At 53.6% G+C, this 23,861-nt stretch carries 25 protein-coding genes; 15 read left to right on the forward strand and 10 right to left on the reverse strand.

The window, feature by feature from the left end:
• Nucleotides 1-77: 77 nt before the first annotated feature.
• From NA986_RS22075 to NA986_RS22085, 3 genes are read right to left on the reverse strand one after another with little or no spacing between them, the layout of a single operon-like run.
• Nucleotides 78-1,385 (reverse strand): TRAP transporter large permease, encoded by a 1,308-nt coding sequence (locus NA986_RS22075; RefSeq protein WP_000566800.1) that lies wholly within the window; start codon nucleotides 1,383-1,385, stop codon nucleotides 78-80.
• Nucleotides 1,378-1,893, reverse strand: a complete 516-nt coding sequence (locus NA986_RS22080; RefSeq protein WP_001091413.1) for a TRAP transporter small permease — start codon at nucleotides 1,891-1,893, stop codon at nucleotides 1,378-1,380. Before NA986_RS22080 ends, NA986_RS22075 begins: the two co-directional genes overlap by 8 nt.
• Before the next feature lie 18 nt (nucleotides 1,894-1,911).
• Entirely contained in the window at nucleotides 1,912-2,895 is a 984-nt protein-coding gene (locus NA986_RS22085) for a TRAP transporter substrate-binding protein (RefSeq protein ID WP_000812816.1), read from the reverse strand.
• A 328-nt stretch (nucleotides 2,896-3,223) separates the two neighbouring features.
• Here NA986_RS22085 and sodA point away from each other — a divergent pair, with 328 nt between their 5' ends.
• The 4 genes from sodA (at nucleotide 3,224) to NA986_RS22105 (ending at nucleotide 5,334) form a co-directional block, all read left to right on the forward strand.
• Entirely contained in the window at nucleotides 3,224-3,844 is a 621-nt protein-coding gene (sodA, locus tag NA986_RS22090) for a superoxide dismutase [Mn] (RefSeq protein ID WP_000122632.1), read from the forward strand.
• A gap of 69 nt (nucleotides 3,845-3,913) precedes the next feature.
• Entirely contained in the window at nucleotides 3,914-4,603 is a 690-nt protein-coding gene (yiiM, locus tag NA986_RS22095) for a 6-hydroxyaminopurine reductase (RefSeq protein WP_023216600.1), read from the forward strand.
• Nucleotides 4,604-4,614: 11 nt separating this feature from the next.
• Nucleotides 4,615-5,010: a nuclear transport factor 2 family protein gene (locus NA986_RS22100; RefSeq protein ID WP_000133442.1), complete on the forward strand. Its 396-nt coding sequence runs from the start codon at nucleotides 4,615-4,617 to the stop codon at nucleotides 5,008-5,010.
• A 120-nt stretch (nucleotides 5,011-5,130) separates the two neighbouring features.
• On the forward strand, nucleotides 5,131-5,334 hold the full coding sequence (locus NA986_RS22105) for a hypothetical protein (protein WP_000338672.1): 204 nt from the start codon (nucleotides 5,131-5,133) through the stop codon (nucleotides 5,332-5,334).
• A 47-nt stretch (nucleotides 5,335-5,381) separates the two neighbouring features.
• Here the strand turns inward: NA986_RS22105 and cpxA are convergent, their stop codons facing one another.
• Together cpxA and cpxR are read right to left on the reverse strand one after the other, a co-directional pair.
• Complete coding sequence (gene cpxA / locus NA986_RS22110) at nucleotides 5,382-6,755, reverse strand: envelope stress sensor histidine kinase CpxA (protein ID WP_000580402.1); 1,374 nt, start codon at nucleotides 6,753-6,755, stop codon at nucleotides 5,382-5,384.
• The gene (gene cpxR, locus NA986_RS22115; protein ID WP_001033731.1) at nucleotides 6,752-7,450 is read right to left on the reverse strand and encodes an envelope stress response regulator transcription factor CpxR; all 699 of its coding nucleotides are present in this window, start codon (nucleotides 7,448-7,450) and stop codon (nucleotides 6,752-6,754) included. The genes cpxA and cpxR overlap by 4 nt, the downstream gene beginning before the upstream one ends.
• 150 nt (nucleotides 7,451-7,600) lie before the next feature.
• Here cpxR and cpxP point away from each other — a divergent pair, with 150 nt between their 5' ends.
• The 10 genes from cpxP to NA986_RS22165 all read left to right on the forward strand — a co-directional run bounded on the left by cpxP (nucleotide 7,601) and on the right by NA986_RS22165 (nucleotide 18,153).
• Nucleotides 7,601-8,101 (forward strand): cell-envelope stress modulator CpxP, encoded by a 501-nt coding sequence (gene cpxP / locus NA986_RS22120; protein WP_001233463.1) that lies wholly within the window; start codon nucleotides 7,601-7,603, stop codon nucleotides 8,099-8,101.
• Nucleotides 8,102-8,248: 147 nt separating this feature from the next.
• The gene (gene fieF, locus NA986_RS22125; RefSeq protein ID WP_001077321.1) at nucleotides 8,249-9,151 is read left to right on the forward strand and encodes a CDF family cation-efflux transporter FieF; all 903 of its coding nucleotides are present in this window, start codon (nucleotides 8,249-8,251) and stop codon (nucleotides 9,149-9,151) included.
• 184 nt (nucleotides 9,152-9,335) lie between these two features.
• Nucleotides 9,336-10,298, forward strand: a complete 963-nt coding sequence (gene pfkA, locus NA986_RS22130) for a 6-phosphofructokinase (RefSeq protein WP_000591793.1) — start codon at nucleotides 9,336-9,338, stop codon at nucleotides 10,296-10,298.
• Nucleotides 10,299-10,501: 203 nt separating this feature from the next.
• Complete coding sequence (locus NA986_RS22135; RefSeq protein WP_023216599.1) at nucleotides 10,502-11,491, forward strand: sulfate ABC transporter substrate-binding protein; 990 nt, start codon at nucleotides 10,502-10,504, stop codon at nucleotides 11,489-11,491.
• Nucleotides 11,492-11,591: 100 nt separating this feature from the next.
• Nucleotides 11,592-12,347 (forward strand): CDP-diacylglycerol diphosphatase, encoded by a 756-nt coding sequence (locus NA986_RS22140; protein WP_070794036.1) that lies wholly within the window; start codon nucleotides 11,592-11,594, stop codon nucleotides 12,345-12,347.
• A 264-nt stretch (nucleotides 12,348-12,611) separates the two neighbouring features.
• Complete coding sequence (locus tag NA986_RS22145) at nucleotides 12,612-13,946, forward strand: MFS transporter (RefSeq protein WP_000777314.1); 1,335 nt, start codon at nucleotides 12,612-12,614, stop codon at nucleotides 13,944-13,946.
• Nucleotides 13,947-13,956: 10 nt separating this feature from the next.
• Nucleotides 13,957-14,916, forward strand: a complete 960-nt coding sequence (locus NA986_RS22150; protein ID WP_023216597.1) for an aminoimidazole riboside kinase — start codon at nucleotides 13,957-13,959, stop codon at nucleotides 14,914-14,916.
• A gap of 9 nt (nucleotides 14,917-14,925) precedes the next feature.
• On the forward strand, nucleotides 14,926-15,966 hold the full coding sequence (locus tag NA986_RS22155) for an ADP-ribosylglycohydrolase family protein (protein ID WP_000557881.1): 1,041 nt from the start codon (nucleotides 14,926-14,928) through the stop codon (nucleotides 15,964-15,966).
• A gap of 62 nt (nucleotides 15,967-16,028) precedes the next feature.
• On the forward strand, nucleotides 16,029-16,751 hold the full coding sequence (locus NA986_RS22160) for a GntR family transcriptional regulator (RefSeq protein ID WP_001535809.1): 723 nt from the start codon (nucleotides 16,029-16,031) through the stop codon (nucleotides 16,749-16,751).
• A 97-nt stretch (nucleotides 16,752-16,848) separates the two neighbouring features.
• A complete protein-coding gene (locus NA986_RS22165) occupies nucleotides 16,849-18,153 on the forward strand; it encodes an SLC13 family permease (protein WP_023216596.1) in 1,305 nt (434 codons plus the stop codon).
• Nucleotides 18,154-18,262: 109 nt separating this feature from the next.
• Here NA986_RS22165 and tpiA read toward each other — a convergent pair whose 3' ends face one another.
• Entirely contained in the window at nucleotides 18,263-19,030 is a 768-nt protein-coding gene (tpiA, locus tag NA986_RS22170) for a triose-phosphate isomerase (RefSeq protein ID WP_017441865.1), read from the reverse strand.
• Nucleotides 19,031-19,142: 112 nt separating this feature from the next.
• Nucleotides 19,143-19,739, reverse strand: a complete 597-nt coding sequence (locus NA986_RS22175) for a YiiQ family protein (RefSeq protein WP_000802241.1) — start codon at nucleotides 19,737-19,739, stop codon at nucleotides 19,143-19,145.
• A gap of 100 nt (nucleotides 19,740-19,839) precedes the next feature.
• Between NA986_RS22175 and NA986_RS22180 the strand changes: the two genes are divergently transcribed.
• Complete coding sequence (locus tag NA986_RS22180) at nucleotides 19,840-20,268, forward strand: DUF805 domain-containing protein (RefSeq protein ID WP_000155237.1); 429 nt, start codon at nucleotides 19,840-19,842, stop codon at nucleotides 20,266-20,268.
• 106 nt (nucleotides 20,269-20,374) lie between these two features.
• Here the strand turns inward: NA986_RS22180 and fpr are convergent, their stop codons facing one another.
• From fpr to glpK, 3 genes are all read right to left on the reverse strand, one after another.
• Entirely contained in the window at nucleotides 20,375-21,121 is a 747-nt protein-coding gene (gene fpr, locus NA986_RS22185) for a ferredoxin--NADP(+) reductase (RefSeq protein ID WP_000796303.1), read from the reverse strand.
• Nucleotides 21,122-21,217: 96 nt separating this feature from the next.
• Nucleotides 21,218-22,228, reverse strand: a complete 1,011-nt coding sequence (gene glpX, locus NA986_RS22190) for a class II fructose-bisphosphatase (RefSeq protein WP_001250624.1) — start codon at nucleotides 22,226-22,228, stop codon at nucleotides 21,218-21,220.
• 111 nt (nucleotides 22,229-22,339) lie between these two features.
• Nucleotides 22,340-23,848, reverse strand: coding sequence for a glycerol kinase GlpK (gene glpK, locus NA986_RS22195; protein WP_000136808.1), 1,509 nt, complete (start codon nucleotides 23,846-23,848; stop codon nucleotides 22,340-22,342).
• Between the last annotated feature and the right edge of the window lie 13 nt (nucleotides 23,849-23,861).

Here is a 23,861-nt window from a genome sequence, read left to right on the forward strand (position 1 = left end):
GGATAATTATTATCGTGCGTTGGCCGGATAAGACGCGAATCGCCATCCGGCAACGAGATATGCAGGAAACTATGCGCTTACATGATGCCCAGTAGACGGGGTAAGAACAGTGTGATTTCCGGAATGTAGGTAATTAATAACAGAACGCCGATAATCGCGCCGTAAAAAGGCAGCAACGGTTTAATCACTTCCTCAACTTTGACCTTACCGACGCTCGCCCCGACATATAAACCACTGCCAACTGGCGGCGTAATGGTGCCAATCGCCAGGTTATAGATCATGATAATGCCGAAATGCACCGGATCGACGCCCAGTTTAGCCATGATCGGCAGCAGAATCGGGGTAAAAATCAGAATGGCCGGACCAATATCCATAAATGCGCCGATAATCAACAAAAAGACGGTAATGACTAACAGGATAACCAGTTTATTGGCGGAAATACCGAGGATCATATCGCTCAGCGCCGCAGGAATATTGGTGATCGACATCGAGAAGGACATCGCCGAAGAGGTTGCCAGCAGGAACATGATGACCCCGGTCATTACCACTGTCTGGAGCAAAATCGAAGGCAAATCCTTAATTTTCAGCGTGCGGTAAAACACCATCGTCAGCAATAACGTATACACCACGGCAATCGCGGAGGCTTCAATGGCGGTGAAAATCCCCTGCACAATGCCGCCGACGATAATCACGATCAGCAGCAGGCTGGGAATGGCCTCAACGGCAACTTTTAGCGCCATGCCTTTTTGGACGGTGAAGAAAACCCGATAATTTCGACGCTTAGCGACCACCAGCGTGACCAGCATACAGCCAACGCCCCACAGCACTCCCGCGACCAGACCGCCGGCGAACAGAGCGGCAATCGATGTTCCCCCGCTTGCCAGCGCATAAAGGATAAAAGCCGTGGTGGGCGGAATTAACATTCCCGTCGGCGCGGAGGCGATATTCACCGCGGCCGCAAAGCCGCGATCGTAACCTTCGCGCGCGCTCATCGGCACCATCACGCCGCCGATGGAGGTTGAGGCGGCAATCGCCGATCCGGAAATTGCACCGAACATCATATTGCCGACGATGTTGGTATAAGAGAGCGAGCCGGGCAGTTTGCCAGTAAACAGTTTGGCAAAATTGACCAGCCGGGCGGCAATTCCCCCGCTATTCATGATCACCCCGGACAAAACGAAGAACGGCACGGCCAGCAAGGCAAAACTGTCCAGGCTGGAGAACATTTTTTGCGCGGTGGCGAACATCGAAATATCGAAAGGCAGTACCAGCATCATGGTGCTGAAAGAGGCGATAACGATGCAGATCCCGATAGGCGCGCCCATGGCCAGTAAAACAACAAAGACGGCAATTAGCGTACAGGACGCAAAAATAGGGTCAATCATGTGATTTCTCCAGAGTGTGCTCAGTGGTATCCGTGGCGGAATGGATAGCTTTCAGGGCGTCAACGATATTCAGCAGCCCATAGAGGATGATCAGTACGCCCGCGCAGGGGAGCGCGTAATAAATTTTTCCCATCGGAATGCCCAGCGCAGGGGAGATTTGCAGCATAGAAATCGCAGAAATCTTTAAGCCGCCGATAATCAATACCCAAATGGAAAACGCGATAAAAATGACCTGCAGAATAATATCCCACCAGCCGCGAATCGTCGGCGACACCTTATCCAGTAAGAGAGTCAGGCTGATATGCTGTTTCTGACCGGCGACAAAAGCCATGCCCAGCATTGATACCCACACCAGGAGAAATCGCAGCATCTCTTCGGTAAGGGTGCTGGGAACGCCCAGAATGTAGCGGCTCACCACCTGCCAGCAGGCGATGCCAACCATTATCGCCAGCACCAGGCAACAGATAGCGCCCAGCAATAAATCAAGTCCTTTTCTGAATGTGTTCATCTTAATTTCCTGATTAGATTAATTTTTTGCTGTCTGGATACGTTGATACAGCCCGTAAAGCCGCGGTTTGTTTTTCAGACCGTCGTAAATAGGCTGTACTGCCTTCTGGAAGGGTTTTTTGTCGATCTCGTAGAATTCAACGTTGAAATCTTTTACCGCCGCCAGCCTGGTTTTCTCTATTTCCTTGTCCCATGCGGCTTTCTCAAATTCGATCGACGCCTTGATGGCGGCTTCGACGATGCGCTGCTGTTCCGGCGTCAGCTTTTCCAGCGTGAGGGTACTCATTAGCAGGATATCGGGAATGCGGGTGTGCATATCGTAGGTGTAATAACGGGCGACTTCGCCGTGGCGGGCGATGGTGAGAGCGAACTCATTGTTTTCCGCGCCGTCGAGAATGCCTTGTTGTAACGAGGTATAGACCTCCGCCTGGCTCATGGCGATGGGCGAAGCGCCCAGCAGTTTGAGGGTTTGGATCGCCGTCTCACTCTGCATGACGCGGATCTTCTTCCCGCGTAAATCCTCAATGCGTTTAACCGGCGCTTTGCTCATATAAAAATTACGCGCGCCGGAATCATACCAGCCTACGCCGACAAACCCCTGTGCGGCGGTGGACTGATAAACAGGCTCCATCACCTGTGGGTTATCCATTACGCGGTAGTATTCATCGACGGTGGCAAACAGGTAGGGAAGTGAGAACACGCCGTACTCAGGCGAAAAACTCTCCATCAGCCCGGACGACACTTTAGTGATGTCGACGACGCCGACCTGCGTCAACTCCACCAGTTCGCGCTCGCCGCCAAGCTGTCCGTCCGGGAAGTACTGTACTTTGATATCGCCGCCCGTTTTCTCTTCAACTTGCTGCCCCAGGAAGTGCAACGCATCTTTTACCGGCTGGCTATTTTCAGCGTAGGCCAGGCGCAAAATGGTTTCGCCGTGGGAGAAGAAAGAAAGTGTGGAGAGTAAGGCCAACGTAGCCAGACGTATAAAACCAGGTTGCTTCATGATTCCCTCGCAATTGTAATAATTTACCGGGAATGTAATTGCATGGTGAAATTATAACCTTCTTGATTTTGCCACCGCTGACAAAAATTGGCACCAAAAGAAAGATTTTGAAACCCTGTTTCACATTTCATGATTTCCAGGAATTCATCAACAGACGGTTTCGGTTGGACGCGTAAAAAACGGTTTTTTTCAGCGGATGCCGTAACGTTTATAACCCTGGAAAAAGTACGGCATTGATAATCATTTTCAATATCATTTAATTAACTATAATGAACCAACTGCTTACGCGGCGTTAACACTGTGCCGCTCGACAATAATGGAGATGATTATGAGTTATACACTGCCATCCCTGCCGTACGCTTATGATGCACTGGAACCGCACTTCGATAAGCAGACGATGGAGATTCACCACACCAAACACCATCAAACCTATGTCAACAACGCCAACGCGGCGCTGGAAAATCTGCCTGAGTTTGCTGACCTGCCGGTTGAAGAACTGATTACTAAACTGGACCAGGTGCCAGCGGACAAAAAAACTGTGCTGCGTAACAACGCGGGCGGCCACGCTAACCACAGCCTGTTCTGGAAAGGGCTGAAAAAAGGCACCACTCTGCAGGGCGATCTGAAAGCGGCTATCGAGCGTGACTTCGGTTCCGTTGACAACTTCAAAGCTGAATTCGAAAAAGCAGCAGCAACCCGTTTCGGCTCCGGCTGGGCGTGGCTGGTGCTGAAAGGCGACAAACTGGCTGTGGTTTCTACCGCAAACCAGGATTCCCCGCTGATGGGTGAAGCCATTTCCGGCGCTTCCGGCTTCCCGATCCTGGGTCTGGACGTGTGGGAACACGCTTACTATCTGAAATTCCAGAACCGCCGCCCGGACTACATCAAAGAGTTCTGGAACGTGGTGAACTGGGACGAAGCAGCAGCGCGTTTCGCCGCTAAAAAATAATTTGCATTGCACGTCTGTAGAAGCGAGTCTGATGACTCGCTTTTTTTGTATCCGCGTAAGGAGCAGCAGATGCATTATCCGGTTGACGTGTTTATTGGCAAAATTCGTGACTATGACGGCAGCCGCCCGAGTGCTATCGCCAAGGTGCAAATCGACGGCGAACTCATGCTGACCGAGCTGGGTCTGGCAGGCGATGAGCAGGCCGAAAAGAAAATCCACGGCGGCCCCGATCGCGCGCTATGCCATTACCCCCGCGAACACTATGCTGATTGGATTCGCCAGTTCCCCGAGCAGGCGACGCTGTTTTGCGCCCCGGCGTTTGGCGAGAATCTGTCGACGGACGGAATGACCGAACACAACGTGTTTATTGGCGACATCTACCGCTGGGGCGAGGCGTTGATCCAGGTCACTCAGCCGCGCTCTCCATGCTTTAAACTTAATTTCCACTTTGCCATCAGCGACATGGCCCTCCTTATGCAGAACAGCGGAAAAACCGGCTGGCTGTATCGGGTCATTGCGCCAGGTAAGGTCTCCAGCGATGCGCCGCTGGAACTGGCGTCGCGTCTGAGCGATGTCTCGGTTCATGAAGCGGGTGTTATCGCCTGGTCTATGCCGTTTGATGACGAACAATATCACCGGCTGTTGAGCGCCGCCGGGCTGTCGGCGAGCTGGAGCCGCACCATGCAGAAGCGTCGTTTGAGCGGCAAAATTGAAGATAGCGCCAGACGACTGTGGGGGGATAAAACTCCGCTAAAATGAAAGGAAGGATTATGACTGAAGCTGAAAATGCGGTGGCGATCGTAAAAGAATTTTTGGTGGCCTCGATGATTCCCGATGCTGAACGCGCCGCAACGTATATGCACCCGGAGGTGAAAATTACCTTCACCGGAGGCCGGGCGATGGCGGGCGCGGCAGATATCGCGCAGTTTAACGGCGCTCGCTACAAGTGGGTGAAGAAGGCGCTGGGCGAGTTTGATGCGGTGCAGCATGATGATTACGTTGTGATTTATTCCAACGGTACGTTGTATGGCGAATGGCCCGACGGTCGCCCGTTTGCCGATAACCGCTTTATTGACCGCTTCGAAGTGCGCGATGGCAAAATTACCCGGATGGACGTGTGGAATGACAGCGCCGAGTGGATTTTAGCGCCGGAAATCTCCCGATAGCGCGGTACGTAGGCCGGATAAGTGTAGCGCCGTCAGGCAGTCAGGTGTACATTGCCGGATGACGGCGTTTGCCTTATTCCGCTGGTAACCTATTAATTATTCACAAAAGATATGTAAATTATGGACGCACATATTCTCGAGGCTTGTACGGAAGAAGTTAAGCACATCTTATTCGAAGAGTATCACCTCAAATCTATTGAGGAGCTTTGGGAGCGGTCTCTGGATGAGGAGTTTTTAGCTGAGTTGTATCAACAGTTTAAGTTCATAACGGAAAAGTATGGCGTGAATGGTGATGAATTGGACAGCATCCTCGATACGCTTTAAATGGTTAAGGCTCGGTAAGAGAAAGTATTACCGAGCCATGAATAATATTAGGTTCGCTTGTACAGCGGTAGCCACAGCGTGAGCCGCAACCCACCCAGCGGGCTATCGTCAGCCTTAACCCAGCCGCGGTGCTGCTGCATGGCGCTTTCGACAATCGCCAGCCCCAGCCCGGTGCCGCCAGACTCGCGGTCGCGCGCCTCATCAGTGCGATAGAACGGACGGAAGATCTGCTCGCGGTCTTCAGGGCTGACGCCCGGCCCGTCGTCATCGACCGTGATCGTAATACCGTCTTTATCCACCGAGAAGCCGACTTCAATCTTCGTATGTGAATAGCGCAGCGCATTACGAACAATATTTTCCAGCGCGCTTTCCAGCGCGTTTGGGTTGCCATAGAGCGGCCACGGCCCCGGCGGATAATTTACCGTTAACGACTTGCCCATCTGTTCGGCTTCAAAGGCGGCGTTATCCAGCACTTCGCCCCATAGCTGATTGGCTTTCATCGTTTCGCTGACCAGCGCGTTTTTCTGTTGGTTACGCGACATCACCAGCAGGTCATTGATCATGCTGTCCAGACGCTGCGCTTCGGTTTCAATACGCTCCAGCTCTTTGCTTTCGCCGCCACGACGACGCAGCAGCGCGGTACCCAGTTGCAGGCGCGTAAGGGGCGTTCGCAGCTCATGGGAGATGTCTGACAGCAAACGCTGCTGCGAGGTCATCATCCGTTCCAGCGCCGTCACCATCTGGTTAAAACTGGCGCCAGCGGCGAGGAACTCCTGCGGACCCGCCTCCAGCTCCGGATGCTGACGCAGGTTGCCTTGCGCCACTTCATCAGCCGCGTTTTTCAACTTACGCGCCGGTTTCGCCAGACTCCATGCCAGCCATAGCAAGAGCGGCGAACTGACCAGCATCGTGACAATGAGCAACAGAAGCGGGCGGTCAAACAGCAGATTAATAAAATCGGATTGCGAACTGCTGGCCGGTCGAATCAAGTAAAGCTGGTAATTATCCTCTCCGTCGCGAACGGAGAACGGCCCCACCATCTCTACGCGGCCATATTTTTTCTTCTGCGGATGATCGGCGTTATCCGCCTGACCAATGAAGTTACGAATGATCTGCATTTCGCTGCGTTCAGCACCGATCACGCGTCCTTCAGAGGTCACCAGTAATAACCGCTGTCCAGGCGGCGCCCACTTATCGATCGCGCGGAACAGGCGACGCCACCACATCAGGTCGTTGGGCGGATCGTTCGCAAGTTCAGCTTCTACATGTTGCTCTATCATCAATCCCTGGCGCTGTTCGCTGTCCAGCAGCTCGGTCATCTGGCGTGAATCGAGCTTGGGCAACATCAGTACCAGCATTAGCACCAGCGCCAGCGTCAACCAGAAGATGGCGAAGATGCGCGCGGTTAAACTTCCTATCATGAAGCGGAAACCATCAGATAGCCGCGACCACGCAATGTTTTAAACCACGGATGACCGTCTTTGCGTTCCGGCAGTTTGCGGCGCAGGTTAGAAATATGCATATCAATGGCGCGATCGAACGGCGTCAGGCGCTTACCCAGCACTTCCTGGCTTAAATGTTCACGGGAAACCACCTGGCCGAGGTGTTGCGCCAGCAAATAGAGCAGGGTGAATTCCGTACCGGTCAGCTCCAGCGTTTGGCCATCGAAACTGGCTTCCTGGCGGCCCGGATTAAGGCTTAGCGCATCGACTTCCAGCGTCGGCGAGCCGTTGTCGCTGCTCTGCTGCTGTTCGCTCCAGTGGGAACGGCGCAAAATAGCCCTGATGCGCGCTACCAGCTCGCGGTCGTTAAACGGTTTGGGCAAATAGTCGTCCGCGCCCAGCTCAAGGCCGAGAACGCGATCCAGCTCGCTGCCGCGCGCGGTCAGCATAATGACAGGCGTCTGGTGTGTCTGGCGAAGCGCTTTCAACGTATCGATACCGTTTTTCTTCGGCATCATGACGTCAAGCAAAAGTAAATCGATGCTGTCATCCAAAAGCTCAAGCGCCTGCTCGCCGTCGTGGGCCACCAGGACATTAAAACCTTCCATTTCGAGGAGCTCTTTTAACAGGGAAGTCAGCTCTCGGTCATCATCAACTAACAGGATTTTATTCATTGTTTACGTACCTCCGAGGCAGAAATTACGTCATCAGGCGTCGCTAATCCATGACTTTACGTTGTTTTACACCCCCTGACGCATGTTTGCAGCCCGAATCGTAAACTGTCTCTCGTTGAATCGCGACAGAAAAGATTTTGGGAGCAAGCGATGCGCAAAGTTACCGCTGCTGTTATGGCCTCAACGCTGGCATTCAGTTTTTTAAGCCACGCAGCTGAAGTTGTTACAAGCGATAACTGGCACCCCGGTGACGGGGCCACGCAGCGTAGCGCGCAAAATCATATGTTTGACGGCATAAGTTTAACCGAACATCAGCGTCAGCAGATGCGAGATCTTATGCAACAGGCAAGGCACGAACAGCCTCCTGTTAATGTTAGCGAAATGGAGACAATGCATCGGCTTGTCACCGCAGAAAAATTTGATGAAAGCGCTGTGCGCGCTCAGGCAGAAAAAATGGCGCAAGAGCAGGTCGCCCGCCAGGTCGAAATGGCCCGCGTGCGTAACCAGATGTATCGCCTGTTAACGCCGGAGCAGCAAGCGGTTTTGAATGAAAAGCATCAGCAACGAATGGAGCAACTGCGCGACGTGGCGCAATGGCAAAAAAGTTCATCGTTGAAATTATTGAGTAGTAGCAACTCACGTTCCCAGTAACAACCCTGTTTTCCTTGCCATAGACACCATCCCTGTCTTCCCCCACATGATGTGGGGGTTTTTTTTATCTCCAGTTTGTCATTCTGTTATTAGCTTACTGTTTTAAACCATCCGTTATACTACCGGCAGAAGATAGCGGGAGTATTTATGAATCAAACCTATGGACGGCTGGTTAGCCGGGCGGCTATCGCGGCAACGGCGATGGCATCAGCGTTACTTTTGATCAAAATTTTTGCGTGGTGGTATACGGGATCGGTGAGTATTCTGGCGGCGTTGGTGGACTCGCTGGTGGATATTGCCGCGTCATTGACGAATTTGTTGGTCGTGCGTTATTCGCTGCAACCCGCAGATGATGAACACACGTTTGGGCACGGTAAAGCGGAGTCGCTGGCGGCGCTGGCGCAAAGTATGTTTATTTCCGGTTCGGCGTTGTTTCTGTTTTTGACCAGTATCCAGAATCTGATTAAGCCGACGCCAATGAACGACCCCGGCGTGGGGATTGGCGTTACCGTCATCGCTCTGATATGCACTATTATACTGGTCACGTTTCAGCGCTGGGTGGTACGCAAGACCCAAAGTCAGGCGGTACGGGCGGATATGCTTCATTATCAGTCTGATGTTATGATGAACGGAGCGATTCTTATCGCGCTGGGGTTATCCTGGTACGGTTGGCATCGTGCGGATGCCCTGTTTGCGTTAGGTATCGGCATCTATATTTTGTATAGCGCGTTACGTATGGGGTATGAGGCGGTGCAGTCATTATTGGATCGCGCGCTGCCCGATGCGGAACGACAGGAAATTATTGATATCGTGACGTCATGGCCGGGAGTCAGCGGCGCGCACGATCTCCGCACGCGGCAGTCAGGGCCGACTCGCTTTATTCAGATTCATTTGGAAATGGAAGATAATCTGCCGCTCGTTCAGGCGCATTTTGTGGCTGACCAGGTAGAGCAGGCGATTTTGCGGCGTTTTCCGGGTTCAGATGTCATTATTCATCAGGATCCCTGTTCAGTTGTCCCCAGGGAAGGCAGGAAGTTCGAGCTTGTATAATTGATTGTTAAAAAGTGAGCCAGGCCAGCATTTTGTGTATAAATTACCGCCATTTGGCCTGACCTGAATCAATTCAGCAGGAAGGGATTGTTATACTATCTGTATATTCGTTGGATCGTTTCGAAGTGCGAAATCGGCTTCCGGCAATAGATTTCATTTTGCATTCCAAAGTTCAGAGGTAGTCATGATTAAGAAAATCGGTGTGTTGACAAGCGGCGGTGATGCGCCGGGCATGAACGCGGCAATCCGCGGTGTTGTGCGCGCAGCGTTGACGGAAGGGCTGGAAGTCATGGGCATTTATGACGGCTATCTGGGCCTGTATGAAGATCGTATGGTGCAGCTTGACCGTTACAGCGTATCTGACATGATCAACCGTGGCGGTACTTTCCTCGGTTCTGCCCGTTTCCCGGAATTCCGTGACGAAAATATTCGCGCTGTCGCGATCGAAAACCTGAAAAAACGCGGTATCGATGCGCTGGTAGTTATTGGCGGCGACGGTTCTTATATGGGTGCAAAACGTCTGACTGAAATGGGCTTCCCGTGCATCGGTCTGCCAGGCACTATCGATAACGACATCAAAGGCACCGACTACACTATCGGCTATTTCACTGCTCTCGGCACTGTCGTGGAAGCGATTGACCGTCTGCGTGACACCTCCTCTTCTCACCAGCGTATCTCTATCGTTGAGGTGATGGGCCGTTATTGCGGCGACCTGACGTTGGCGGCGGCTATTGCTGGCGGCTGTGAGTTTATCGTGGTGCCGGAAGTTGAATTTAATCGCGAAGATCTGGTGGCCGAAATCAAAGCCGGGATCGCGAAAGGGAAAAAACACGCTATCGTCGCTATTACTGAGCATATGTGCGATGTTGACGAACTGGCGCACTTTATTGAAAAAGAAACGGGCCGTGAAACGCGTGCGACGGTGCTCGGCCACATTCAGCGCGGTGGTTCCCCGGTACCTTACGATCGCATTCTGGCTTCCCGTATGGGCGCGTATGCTATTGACCTGCTGCTGGAAGGCCATGGCGGTCGTTGTGTCGGTATCCAGAACGAGCAGCTTGTTCATCATGACATCATCGATGCGATTGAAAACATGAAGCGTCCGTTCAAAAGCGACTGGATGGAGTGCGCGAAAAAACTGTACTGATTGTTTTTGCGCGCCTGATGGCGCTACGCTTATCAGGCCTACAGGTTGCAGAAACGTGTAGGCCGGATTAGGCGCTAGCCGCCATCCGGCAATCCCTCAGATTTATTCCTCGAAGTTATAGCCAATCTTTTTTTATTCTTTAATGTTTGGATCGCTTTCTGGCACGCTTTGCTCATCACAACACAACATAAGCGAGTCGGGCGATGAAAAAGTGGGGCGTGGGATTCACATTATTGCTGGCGTCAACCAGCCTTCTGGCAAAGGATATTCAGTTACTTAACGTATCGTACGATCCAACGCGTGAGCTGTACGAGCAGTACAACAAAGCGTTTAGCGCGCACTGGAAGCAGGAAACCGGCGACACCGTCGTGATCCGCCAATCGCACGGCGGTTCGGGTAAACAGGCGACTTCCGTTATTAACGGCATTGAAGCCGATGTCGTGACGCTGGCGCTGGCTTACGATGTGGACGCTATTGCGGAACGTGGTCGTATCGATAAAAACTGGATTAAGCGTCTGCCGGATAACTCAGCACCTTACACCTCCACCATCGTTTTCCTGGTCCGCAAAGGCAATCCAAAACAAATTCATGACTGGAACGATCTGATTAAACCCGGTGTGTCGGTGATTACGCCAAACCCGAAAAGCTCTGGCGGCGCACGCTGGAACTATCTGGCGGCATGGGGCTACGCCCTGCACCACAACAATAACGATCAGGCCAAAGCGCAGGATTTTGTCAAAGCCCTGTTTAAAAACGTTGAAGTGCTGGACTCCGGCGCGCGCGGCTCAACCAATACTTTCGTTGAACGCGGTATCGGTGATGTGCTGATTGCCTGGGAAAACGAAGCGCTGCTGGCGACGAATGAACTGGGTAAAGATAAATTCGAGATAGTGACCCCGAGTGAATCTATTCTCGCAGAGCCGACCGTTTCCGTGGTCGACAAAGTGGTGGAAAAGAAAGACACCAAAGCGGTAGCGGAAGCGTATCTCAAGTATCTCTACTCGCCGGAAGGGCAGGAGATAGCAGCGAAAAACTTCTACCGTCCGCGCGATGCTGACGTGGCGAAAAAATACGACGATGCGTTTCCGAAGCTGAAGCTGTTCACCATTGACGAGGTGTTTGGCGGCTGGGCGAAGGCGCAAAAAGATCACTTCGCTAATGGCGGTACGTTCGACCAAATCAGCAAACGCTAAACCGTTTATAAACCCGGTAACGTATTATGTTACCGGGTTTTTTCTTTGCCACAATTTTGCGTTACTCTTCCCCGTCTATGGGTCACAGGGAACGCATATCATGAAAAAAACAGGCTACTTTTTACTGGCGGTGATAGTGATTGTCGCCGCGGCGGGCGTCGGTTACTGGAAATTTTCCGGCAACCCTGATGCATTACGGGAAATCGTGCTTGAACAATGCCTGCCCGATCAGTTACAGCATCAAAACCCAGCGCCGTGCGCGGAAGTCAAACCTCGCGCTGGCTATGTCGTCTTTAAAGATCGTCACGGTCCGTTGCAATATTTATTGATGCCCACCTACCGTATCAACGGTACAGAAAGCCCGCTATTGCTGGAACCCGCTACGCCCAACTTTTTCTGGCTGGCCTGGCAGGCTCGCGGCTATATGAGTAAAAAATACGGGCATGATATTCCGGATAGCGCGGTCTCGCTGGCGATTAATTCGCGGCTTGGTCGTTCACAGGACCATTTGCATATCCATATTTCTTGCATCCGTCCTGACGTTCGGGAGCAACTGGATAACGATCTCACGCGCATCAGCACTCGCTGGCTTCCGCTACCGGGCGACCTGATGGGGCATGAATACCTGGCGCGCCGGGTAACCGAGAGCGAGCTGGCGCAGCGTAGTCCGTTTATGATGCTGGCGGAAGAGGTGCCGGAAGCGCGCGATCATATGGGACGCTATGCGCTGGCGGTGGTACGCCAAAGCGATGGCTCTTTTGTCCTGCTGGCGACCGAGCGTAATTTACTGATCTTCAATCGCGCATCGGCGGAAGAGATTCAGGACCATAGTTGCGCCATTTTGTCTTCCCGCTGATTTTCGTTACACCCCCTGCTCATTATCTTATTGATTCTTATCCCGGTTTAAAACCGGGGTAAGATCGTGTCTATAAAAATATGTGAAACCGATCAAAAGATATAAAGGTATACATTTATATCTTTTTGAGGATGGTTACACTCTCTTCATAGCCTCCATTGCGTGTCGGACAGGCGGCTTATTTATAAAAACGTTTTTATTTCATGTAGTGACATCATTAATTGTTCACCAGATTTGCGCTGTTAAGCGTAAAGGAATATCAACATGAAACTTTCTATCGTGGAAAAAATCGGCTTCGGCGCGGGAGATATGGCGATAAACGTTGTGATTATCGCCATGCAGCTGCTCCTCGCCTATTTCTATACCGATATCTACGGCCTGAGCGCCGCTGATGTTGGCGTACTGTTTGTGGTTGTGCGGATGATTGATGCCATTATCGATCCGGCCATGGGGGTTCTTACCGATAAACTGAATACGCGCTGGGGGCGTTATCGCCCGTGGCTGCTGTGGTTTGCTATTCCTTTTGGCTTCGCCGTTTATTTGATGTTTATTACGCCTGATATGGCTTATATGGCCAAACTGGCATGGGCCTATGGCACCTATATTCTTATGACCCTGGTCTATACCGCGATCACCATTCCCTATATTTCGATGATTGGCGTGATTACCAGCGACCCCGTCGAACGGTTAAGCGCCAACGGCTATCGTTTTGTGATGACTAAGATTGCCGCTTTCCTGGTGACTATCGTCGTACCGATGCTTGCCGTCTGGCTGGGGCAGGGTAATAAGGCTTTGGGCTATCAGTTTTCGATGGGCTTAATGGGGGCAATGGGTGCGCTGCTGTTTATCTTCTGTTTTCTTACCACGCGTGAACGCAGCGAGCCGGAAATTACCTCGCTATCGGTGGGGAAACAGTTTAAATATCTGTTACGTAACGATCAGTGGATTATTCTCGGCGTTGTTATTCTGCTGCTGATGTGCGGTTATGTTATTCGCGGTTCCGTTGCCGCTTATTACGCCAAGTATTATCTGAACGGCGGAGATAGCCTGATTTCACCCTTCCTGACTACCGGCGTCGTTGCCTCTATTTTAGCGATGATCGCCACCACCTGGATAACCAAGTTCTGGGACAAAATTAAGATGTTCCGCTACACCCAGATTATTACCTTTATCCTGAGCGCGCTGATGTATTTCTCTGTCGGGCGTGAAAATCTTATCCTGGCGTTTGCGTTCTATTTTCTCATTAATTTCTTCTGCGATATGCAAATGCCGGTGTTCTGGTCCTCTATCGCCGAAGCGGTGGATTACGGAGAAAAGAAAACCGGTCTGCGCGTTTCCGGGTTGGCGTTTGGCGGCATCCTCTTCTTCCAGAAGTTTGGGATGGGGATCGCGGGCGGGATACTCGGATTCCTGCTGAGCCACTTTGGCTATCAAGCCGATGTTGAACAGAGCGCGCGTTCGCTCACCGGTATTGCGCTGATGATGACGCTCATTCCGGCTCTGTTCCACCTTGCGGTTGGGCTGCTTATGAAAAAGTATCTGATTAATAATGAATATTATCGAGATATTCAGCTTGCCCTGGCGCAGAAACAGGCATAAGGAGGCGCAAATGAAGGCCATGAATAAGGTTTGGGTTATCGGCGATGCCTCCGTTGATCTGGTGCCGGAAAAACAGAACAGCTATCTGAAATGTCCCGGCGGAGCGTCGGCGAACGTGGGGGTATGCGTTGCCAGGCTGGGCGGGGAGTGCGGTTTTATCGGTTGTCTTGGTGATGATGACGCCGGTCGCTTCCTGCGCCAGGTTTTCCAGGATAACGGCGTGGATGTCTCTTCGCTGCGGCTGGATGCGGACCTGACCAGCGCGGTGCTGATTGTCAACCTGACGGCTGATGGGGAGCGCAGCTTTACCTATCTGGTGCATCCGGGGGCTGATACCTACGTTTCGCCGCAGGATTTGCCGCCGTTCAGGCAGTACGAATGGTTTTACTTCAGCTCAATTGGCCTCACCGACAGGCCCGCTCGCGAGGCGTGCCTTGAGGGAGCGAGAAGAATGCGTGAAGCGGGTGGTTACGTACTGTTTGACGTCAATCTGCGCAGCAAAATGTGGGGGAATACTGATGAAATCCCTGAACTGATCGCCCGGTCCGCCGCGCTGGCTTCTATCTGCAAAGTCTCGGCAGATGAGCTGTGCCAGCTCAGCGGGGCCAGCCACTGGCAGGATGCGCGTTATTACCTGCGCGATCTGGGCTGCGACACCACGATCATTTCGCTGGGGGCCGATGGCGCGCTGTTGATTACCGCCGAGGGGGAATTCCATTTCCCCGCACCGCGCGTCGATGTTGTTGATACCACGGGAGCCGGTGATGCTTTTGTCGGCGGCCTGCTGTTCACCCTTTCCCGCGCAAATTGCTGGAACCATGCCCTGCTGGCGGAGGCCATCAGCAATGCCAACGCCTGTGGCGCTATGGCGGTGACGGCAAAGGGCGCAATGACCGCTTTACCGTTTCCCGACCAGCTAAACACTTTTCTTTCCAGCCATTCGCTGGCACAAGCCATGACCGTGAAATAAGGAGTCATCATGCACGTTGATCAAAACAAAATACTGGGATGCCTGGTTGGCGCCGCCGCCGCGGACGCGATGGGAGCCGCGACGGAAGTACGCACCCAGCAGCAGATAAAAGACTATTTTGGCGGCTGGGTGACGACCTTTCAAAAACCGCCTGCGGACACGTTTGGCCGCTGCAATGAAGCGGGGATGTGCACGGATGATTTTATTCAGGCGAAGTACATCATGGATGCGCTGCTGCGCCATCAACGCCAGGTCAGCGACGAGGCGATGCGCGAGGCTTTTCAGCAGTGGCTGGATTACCCGTACTACGCCAACTTTACCGGCCCGACGACGCGTGCGGCAATGAAGGCAATATTCAATGATAACCGCGCCTCTTTACAGGGTGAGCTGGAAGGCGAGAAACAGTCGGTACAGATTATTAATAAGGGTAACGCGGAGGCAACGAACGGCGCCGCCATGAAGATTTGGCCAGCGGCGGTGCTGCATCCTGGCGATATCGACGCGGCGATTGACTGCGCGCTGCAGATTTGCCGTTTTACGCATAATAACGTGCTGGCGATGTCCGGCGCAGCGGCGATGGCGGCGGCAACCAGCGAGGCGTTAAGAGCGCAGACCAATGCAGACAGCATTATTGCCGCCGGTATTTACGGTGCGCAAAGGGGCTATCTGCTGGCGCAGGAGCAAGGGGCGATGATGGTCGCCGGGCCTTCCGTTGCCCGACGCATTGAACTGGCCGTGGATATCGGTAAACGTCATCGCCATTGGGAAACGGCGATAGTGGATATTGCCGATATTATTGGCTCCGGGCTGCACGTGAGTGAAGCGGTGCCCGCGGCCTTTGGCCTGTTCGCGTGTTGTCCGAATTCTGCCGTAGATGCTATTATCTCCGGCGTTAATATCGGCAATGATACTGATACTGTCGCCACCATGGTTGGGGCGATTTCCGGCGCATTCCATGGCGTGGAGGCTTTTCCCGCCGATTATTTAACGACTTTGGATCGTATGAATCATTTCGATTTGGCAGAACTGGCCAGGCAAATCGCAGGGTAGCGACTTCACCCTGCCGGGGACGGTAAAACGTCCCCTGCTGGCGAAGACGTGAGGTGCGCAGCTTGCAGGTTGATAAAACGAGCTTTACTCCGCTTTATAAGCAACTATTTTTTATCATCTGTCAGCAGATCCAAAATGGATCCCTGCCTTTAGGCAGCCAGCTGCCGACGCAAAAAGAGATTGCCAGAGCCTACAACGTCTCGCTGATTGTGGTTAAACAGGCCTGGAGCGAATTAATCAATGCGGGCATTATTTCCTCCCAGCGCGGAAGCGGTTCGGTGGTGTGCTCGGTACCGGAAGGCGTGAGCTACGGGCACACGTTTCGCGGTATTACCCGCGATCTCCAGGACGCCAGCGTGGCGATTGAGAACCGTATTCTGGAAATCGCGCCGCGCCGCGCGCGCGACGCTCAGGCAGACGGCTTGAGCCTGCCCGCACAGCATCACTATCTCTATATTTCGCGTATTCGTTGCCTGAATAACCGTCCGTTTAACCATGAAAAGATCTATCTCGATCTTAGCTTCTTTCCCGATCTGCAACTCACACCGCAGGCGCTGGAGCATACGTCGCTCTATTCGTTATTAAACGTCACAAGCGACTCGGCGATAGAAAAAGTTGAGGCGATTTTACCTTCCGCTGACCTGTGCGAAAAATTGCAAATCGCCGCCAATAAACCGCTGTTATCCGTCGCCAGACAGACGTTTCAGGCCGGGAAGGACAGCCCTTTTGAGTATTGCCGCTATTACGTGCTGTCTGAATACTTTGGTGAAATTCATTATCACTGATCTGTCCGCTTAATCTTGCGATAACCCCACTATATCTGGCGTTTACCTGCCTGACTGTCCGTCGTATTCTTGCTGAAAAAATCGTCAGGAGACAGGTATGTCGCTCTGGTTGTCCCATCCTCTGTTCCTCCCGTCCATCATCGTTGGCGTTACTATCCTTCTGTGGGCGACTTCGCTACTGCCGGAGTTTATGACCGCACTGCTGTTTTTTGCCGCCGCGATGATCGTCAAAATCGCGCCGCCGGAGGTGATTTTCGGCGGCTTTGCTTCATCAGCCTTCTGGCTGGTATTCAGCGGCTTTGTGCTGGGGACCGCCATTCGCAAAACCGGGCTGGCGGACAGGGCGGCCCGCTCGCTCTCGTCGCGCCTCACCGATTCCTGGCCGCTGATGGTTGGCAGCGTGGTGCTGCTCAGCTATGCCCTGGCCTTTGTTATGCCTTCAAATATGGGGCGCATTGCGCTGCTGATGCCGATTGTGGCGGCCATGGCGAAACGCGCGGGGATTGAGGATGGCACACGCGGTTGGTATGGGCTGGCGCTGGCGGTGGGATTCGGTACTTTCCAGCTGTCGGCCACCATTTTGCCTGCTAACGTCCCGAATCTGGTGATGAGCGGCGCGGCGGAAGGTTCATACGGCATCCATCTGAATTATGTACCTTATTTACTTCTGCATACGCCGGTGCTCGGTTGGCTAAAAGGGGCGGTACTGATTGCGCTGATATGCTGGCTGTTTCCCGGTAAACCGCATCCGCCGCGCGACATGACGCCGCTGCCGCCGATGAGCCATGATGAGAAGCGCCTGGCATGGCTGCTGGCGGTGGTGTTGACGCTCTGGGTGACTGAAAGCTGGCACGGCGTGGGGCCAGCCTGGACGGGGCTGGCGGCGGCGGTGATAACGCTTCTGCCGCGCGTTGGTTTTATCAACGGCGACGAGTTTTCCAGCGGCGTGAATATCCGTACCTGTATTTACGTCGCCGGGATTCTGGGGCTGGCGATCACCGTCACTCACACGGGTATTGGCAGCGTCGTGGGAAATGCGCTGCTGCATATTATGCCGCTGGATAAAGAGAGTCCGTTTACCAGCTTCCTCGCGCTGACCGGAATTACCAGCGCGCTGAACTTTATTATGACCGCTAATGGCGTACCGGCGCTGTATACCACCTTCGCGCAGAGCTTTTCCGATGCTACCGGTTTTCCACTATTGAGCGCGATCATGATTCAAGTACTGGGGTATTCCACGCCGCTGCTGCCGTATCAGGCGTCACCGATTGTGGTGGCGATGGGACTAGGGAAAGTTCCTGCGCGGGCGGGAATGCTGTTATGTATCGCGCTAGCGGTGGTGAGCTATTTGATTCTGCTGCCGCTGGACTACCTGTGGTATCAGGCGTTGGGGAAACTGTAGCCTGTTCCGCTTGGGGATTTTCCCGGAGGCGGTGCTACGCACCTGTCCGGGCTACCAGGCGATAACCCCGGTTGCGAAGCGCGACCGGGGAAAGACCCGCTAAAGCGAATTACGCTTTTTTAGCAGCTTCTGCTGCTTTCACGATCACCGCGAAGGCATCAGCTTTCAGAGAAGCGCCGCCTACCAGCGCGCCGTCGATGTCCGGCTGCGCGAACAGTTCGGCGGCGTTGGACGCATTAACAGAACCGCCGTACTGGATAATAACCTGTTCAGCGATTTTCGCGTCAGCTTTAGCAATGTGGTCACGGATGAATTTGTGCACTGCCTGAGCTTGCGCAGGAGTTGCAGATTTACCGGTACCGATCGCCCATACGGGTTCGTAAGCGATAACCGCGCCTTCAAAGGCTGCCGCGCCCTGCGTTTTCAGTACCGCGTCGATCTGGCGTGCGCATACTTCTTCTGTTTTGCCCGCTTCGTTTTCCGCTTCGGTTTCACCGATGCACAGTACCGGCGTCAGACCTTGTTCTTTCAGTACGGCGAATTTTTTGGCGATCAGCTCGTCAGATTCTTTGTGATAAGTACGACGCTCGGAGTGGCCGATAATAATGTACTGCGCGCCGATATCCTTCAGCATTTCAGCCGAAGTTTCACCGGTGAATGCGCCAGACAGATTCAGATCAACGTTCTGCGCGCCCAGCATAATGTGGCTACCGGCAGCAGCGCGTTTCGCCAGATCGATATACATTTCCGGCGGAGCGATTGCCACGTCGCAGCCTGCTACGCCCGTCAGTTCTTTACGCAGGTTAGCCACCAGTTCGTTTACCATGTGGCGGCTGCCGTTCAGTTTCCAGTTACCCATCACTAAAGGATGTCGCATTTCATTTCTCCACGCTTAGTCAGCGAATTAAGGAAGATGGCCGCTCGTCAGAGCAGCATGGTCTGTGAAACAGTATAGAGATTCATCCCCGGAAAGGCTTTGCTTTTTGTCATCAATTCGCCCCTTCCAGATTTTCAGATAACGCCAGCTTAATCGGTTCAACCGCGAAGGTCAGCCCCTTTTCGCCATTATCTGCGACAACATAACGTACCGCGCCTTCGGTCTCGGCGTAATAGTGTTTACCTTTACCGGCGATAAGCATCTTTTGCAGTTTTTTCTGGCTTTGCTCTTTTGTCAGCAACGGGGCGACAGTGCGAATAATGGCGGCCATATATTCCAGCGCTTTCGCTTTCGCCGCTTTCTGTTCCGGCCCCTGAATGGGCAGCCAGGTAATCTGCATACTTTTCACTTTGAGCGTACCGCGCTCCAGCGCCGTGGAGGCATACAGATTTTCGTTAATCTTACTGGCGGCGCGGGTCAGGTTCGCCTTATCGCGGCTATTCTCAATGGCGCGAAATTCATTGAGCGGCAGATCGGGATTCTGGCGGTTAAAGTTCTCACGAAACTGGCTAATAGAAAGATCAAAGGTTGGCGAGCCCGCCAGCAAATAGGGCGCTGTCGTGGTCGATGAAGAGAGCTGCGCGTGCGCCGTTATGCTGGCGGTGAGAGCAGAAAACAACAGTAAAAACAGAGTACATCCTGGCTTCATCAATCTTACCTTTCGTTAGGACTGCTCACGATTAAAACGATAACTGTCGGGCTTGTCAAAAGGGTAAACTGTAGCGGAAGGCAAAATATAAGGAACTTACATGACCATACAGCAATGGTTATTCTCATTTAAAGGGCGTATCGGACGCCGTGATTTCTGGATTTGGATCGGCCTCTGGTTTGCCGGGATGCTGGCGCTATTTTCGCTGGCGGGGAAAAATCTGCTTGATATCCAAACGGCGGCATTTTGCCTGGTGTGCCTGCTGTGGCCGACCGCCGCCGTCATGGTCAAACGTCTGCATGACCGGGGGCGATCCGGCGCGTGGGCGTTGCTGATGATTCTGGCGTGGATGCTGCTGGCCGGAAACTGGGTGATGCTGCCGGGGATGTGGCAGTGGGTCGTCGGGCGATTTATTCCGACGCTGATCCTGGTGATGATGCTTATCGATCTGGGCGCGTTTGTCGGTGTTCAGGGGGAAAATAAGTTTGGGAAAGCGACACAGGACGTGAAGTTTAAAGCAGAACCGTGAACGGGCGGTAAACCGTAATTTGCCCGGTGGCGCTGACGCTTACCGGGCCTACAGATTGGTGATGATTTGCAGGCTGGATAAGCCCTAGCCGCCATTCGGTAAAACATCACCAGTAATGTTCAGCCGTCATATGCCCCGGTCGGCGGCGCAGATGTTTAGTCATCTGTCGGGTCTCTTTCAGCAGTTGCTGCGTATCGCGCACCATCTGCGGGTTACCGCATAGCATGACGTGGCTGGTCTCTTTATCCATCGGCAACCCAACGGCTTTTTCCAGCTCGCCGTTTTCAATGAGCGCTGGCACGCGTCCGGTAAGCGAGCCTGGCACGCTCTCCCGGCTGACCACCGTTTGGATGCGCAGCTTGCCTTCATAACGCTGTTGCAGTTCCAGCATTAGCGGCAGATAGCTTAAATCGGCGGCGAAGCGTGCGGCGTGGACTAAGACCAGATTTTTAAAGCGCGCGACATCCTGGCCATATTGCAGAATAGACAAATACGGGCCAATAGCGGTTCCGGTCGCCAGCATCCATAGCGTCTCGCAGTCAGGCACTTCATCCAGTACAAAGAAACCCGACGCGTCGCTGACCACTTGTACCTCATCGCCAGGTTTTAGCGCCGCCAGCCGCGGGCTGAGCTTTCCTTGCGGAACGGTCACCAGATAAAACTCTAAATTCGGATTGTCAGGCGCATTCACATAGGAATACGCGCGCTGAACGCGCTCGCCATCGATCTCCAGTCCGAGTTTGGTAAATTGGCCTGCAGTAAAAGGATTAATGGGGGCGTGAACGGTCAGGCTGAACAGTGCGTCAGTCCAGTTTTGCACCTTAGTGACTTTACCTGTTACCCAATCGGCCATGGTTTTCTCCTGTTCTGAATCGCTAACCTTATCTTCGTTCGTCAGGAGAAAGATTTCCAGCCCCGCGAGGCTGGAAGGCTCTAACTAACAAATGCGCTAGAGGATATGCGCCTGTACATCCGGATCTTTACGATCAAGATAGTGGATCGACTGAATGCGGCGGATAGTGCGTGATTTGCCGCGGATCAGCAGTGTTTCCGTCGTGGCAATATGGCCTTTCCGGCTAATTCCTTCCAGCAGATCGCCTTTCGTGATGCCGGTCGCGGAGAAAATAACGTTATCGCTACGCGCCATGTCGCCCAGGCATAACGCCTTGCCCGCTTCAATGCCCATTGCTTTGCAGCGCGCCAGTTCCTGTTCGCCAATGCGGCGGTTTTCTTCGCTGTCGCCTTTCACGTCATGGCGCGCCAGCAGACGCCCCTGCATATCGCCGTCCAGCGCGCGGATCACCGCTGCGGATACTACGCCTTCTGGTGCGCCGCCAATCCCGTACAGCACGTCGACTTCACTATCCGGCATACAGGTCAGAATTGAGGCCGCGACGTCGCCGTCAGGAATGGCAAACACGCGTACGCCCAGTTTAGCCATCTCTGCGATAACCTCGTCATGACGCGGTTTTGCCAGAATGGTCACGGTCAGATCGCCAAGCGGTTTACCCAGCGCATCCGCGATGTTGCGCAGGTTATCCGCCAGCGGCAGATTGAGATCGATCGCCCCTTTGGCGCCCGGACCGACAATCAGTTTTTCCATATACATATCGGGCGCATTCAGGAAGCAGCCTTTATCGCCGACCGCCAGCACCGCCAGCGCGTTCGCCTGACCCATCGCCGTCATGCGCGTGCCCTCAATCGGATCGACGGCGATATCTACCGCATCGCCGTGGCCGGTACCGACTTTCTCGCCGATATAGAGCATTGGGGCCTCGTCGATTTCGCCTTCGCCAATCACGATGGTGCCGTCAATGTTGACCTGGTTGAGCATGATACGCATGGCGTTGACCGCCGCGCCGTCCGCGGTATTTTTATCGCCGCGTCCCAGCCATTTGTAGCCAGCCAGCGCCGCCGCTTCGGTCACACGGGAAAATTCGATGGCAAGTTCTCGTCTCATAACAAACTCGTAGCAAAAAGGAGTGGCGCGCAGTGTAGCACAGGGGAAGGAGGGAATAATTGATGTGTGTGCGGAGTTGCCCCCGCACAAAGATTCTGCCGGATGGCGACCTTACTTGTCGTGATCTTCCCACGCCATTGCGCGTTTAACCGCTTTCTTCCAGCCGCTGTAACGGTAGTTACGCTCGGTGGTTTCAATACCGGGGCGGAATTCTCGCTCAATGACGGCTTTTTCCTGCAGCTCGTCCAGGTTCTGCCAGTAACCGACGGCCAGACCAGCCAGATAGGCGGCGCCCAGCGCGGTCACTTCGCGCACTTCCGGGCGTTCCACCCGCGTGCCGAGAATATCTGACTGGAACTGCATCAGGAAGTTGTTGGCCACTGCGCCGCCGTCCACACGCAGAGCGTGCAGGCGGATACCGGAGTCGGCCTGCATCGCTTCCAGTACGTCGCGGGTCTGGTAAGCGATGGATTCGAGCGTCGCGCGGATAATGTGATTAGAGTTCACGCCGCGGGTCAGGCCAAAAATGGCGCCGCGGGCATACGGATCCCAGTACGGCGCGCCCAGACCTGTGAAGGCCGGAACCACGTAGACACCGTTGGTATCTTTCACTTTCGTGGCGAAATATTCGGAGTCGAATGCGTCGCTGATGAGCTTCATTTCATCACGCAGCCATTGAATGGACGCTCCCGCCATAAACACCGCGCCTTCCAGCGCATAGTTGACTTCGCCGCTTGGGCCGCAGGCGATGGTGGTCAGCAGGCCGTTTTCCGATTTTACCGCTTTCTCGCCGGTGTTCATCAGCATAAAGCAGCCGGTGCCGTAGGTGTTCTTTGCCATTCCTTCCTTTACGCACAGTTGGCCGAAGAGCGCGGCCTGCTGATCCCCGGCAATCCCGGCGATAGGAATACGTGTACCGCCTTTACCGCCAATATTGGTCTGACCGTAGACTTCGGAGGACTTACGTACCTGGGGCAGCATCGCGCGTGGGATATCCAGCACGTCCAGCATCTTATCGTCCCAGTCCAAATCATGGATGTTGAACAGCATGGTTCGTGAGGCGTTGGTGTAATCCGTAACGTGGACGCGGCCCTGCGTCATCTTCCAGATAAGCCAGGTATCCACCGTACCGAACAGCAGCTCGCCACGCTTCGCGCGTTCGCGCGAACCTTCCACATGGTCAAGGATCCATTTCACTTTAGTGCCAGAGAAGTACGGGTCGACGACCAGACCGGTATTGTCGCGGATGTAATCTTCCAGACCGTCGCGTTTAAGCTGTTCGCAAATATCGGCGGTACGACGGCACTGCCAGACAATAGCGTTGTATATCGGTTTGCCGGTTTCACGTTCCCAGACGATCGCGGTTTCACGTTGGTTGGTGATACCGATAGCGGCAATCTGATCGGAACTGATATCGGCCTTAGCCAGCACTTCTACCAGCGTTGAGCTTTGGGACGCCCAAATTTCCATCGGGTCGTGTTCTACCCAGCCTGGCTTAGGATAAATTTGCTCAAATTCACGCTGTGATACGCTGACGATATTCGCGTCATGATCCATAACGACCGCGCGGGAGCTGGTGGTACCCTGGTCGAGCGCAACGATATATTTTTTTTCAGTCATAATTTTGTCCCGT

Origin of the sequence: Salmonella sp. NW177 (genome assembly GCF_051811585.1) — a bacterium.
GTDB lineage: Bacteria > Pseudomonadota > Gammaproteobacteria > Enterobacterales > Enterobacteriaceae > Salmonella > Salmonella enterica.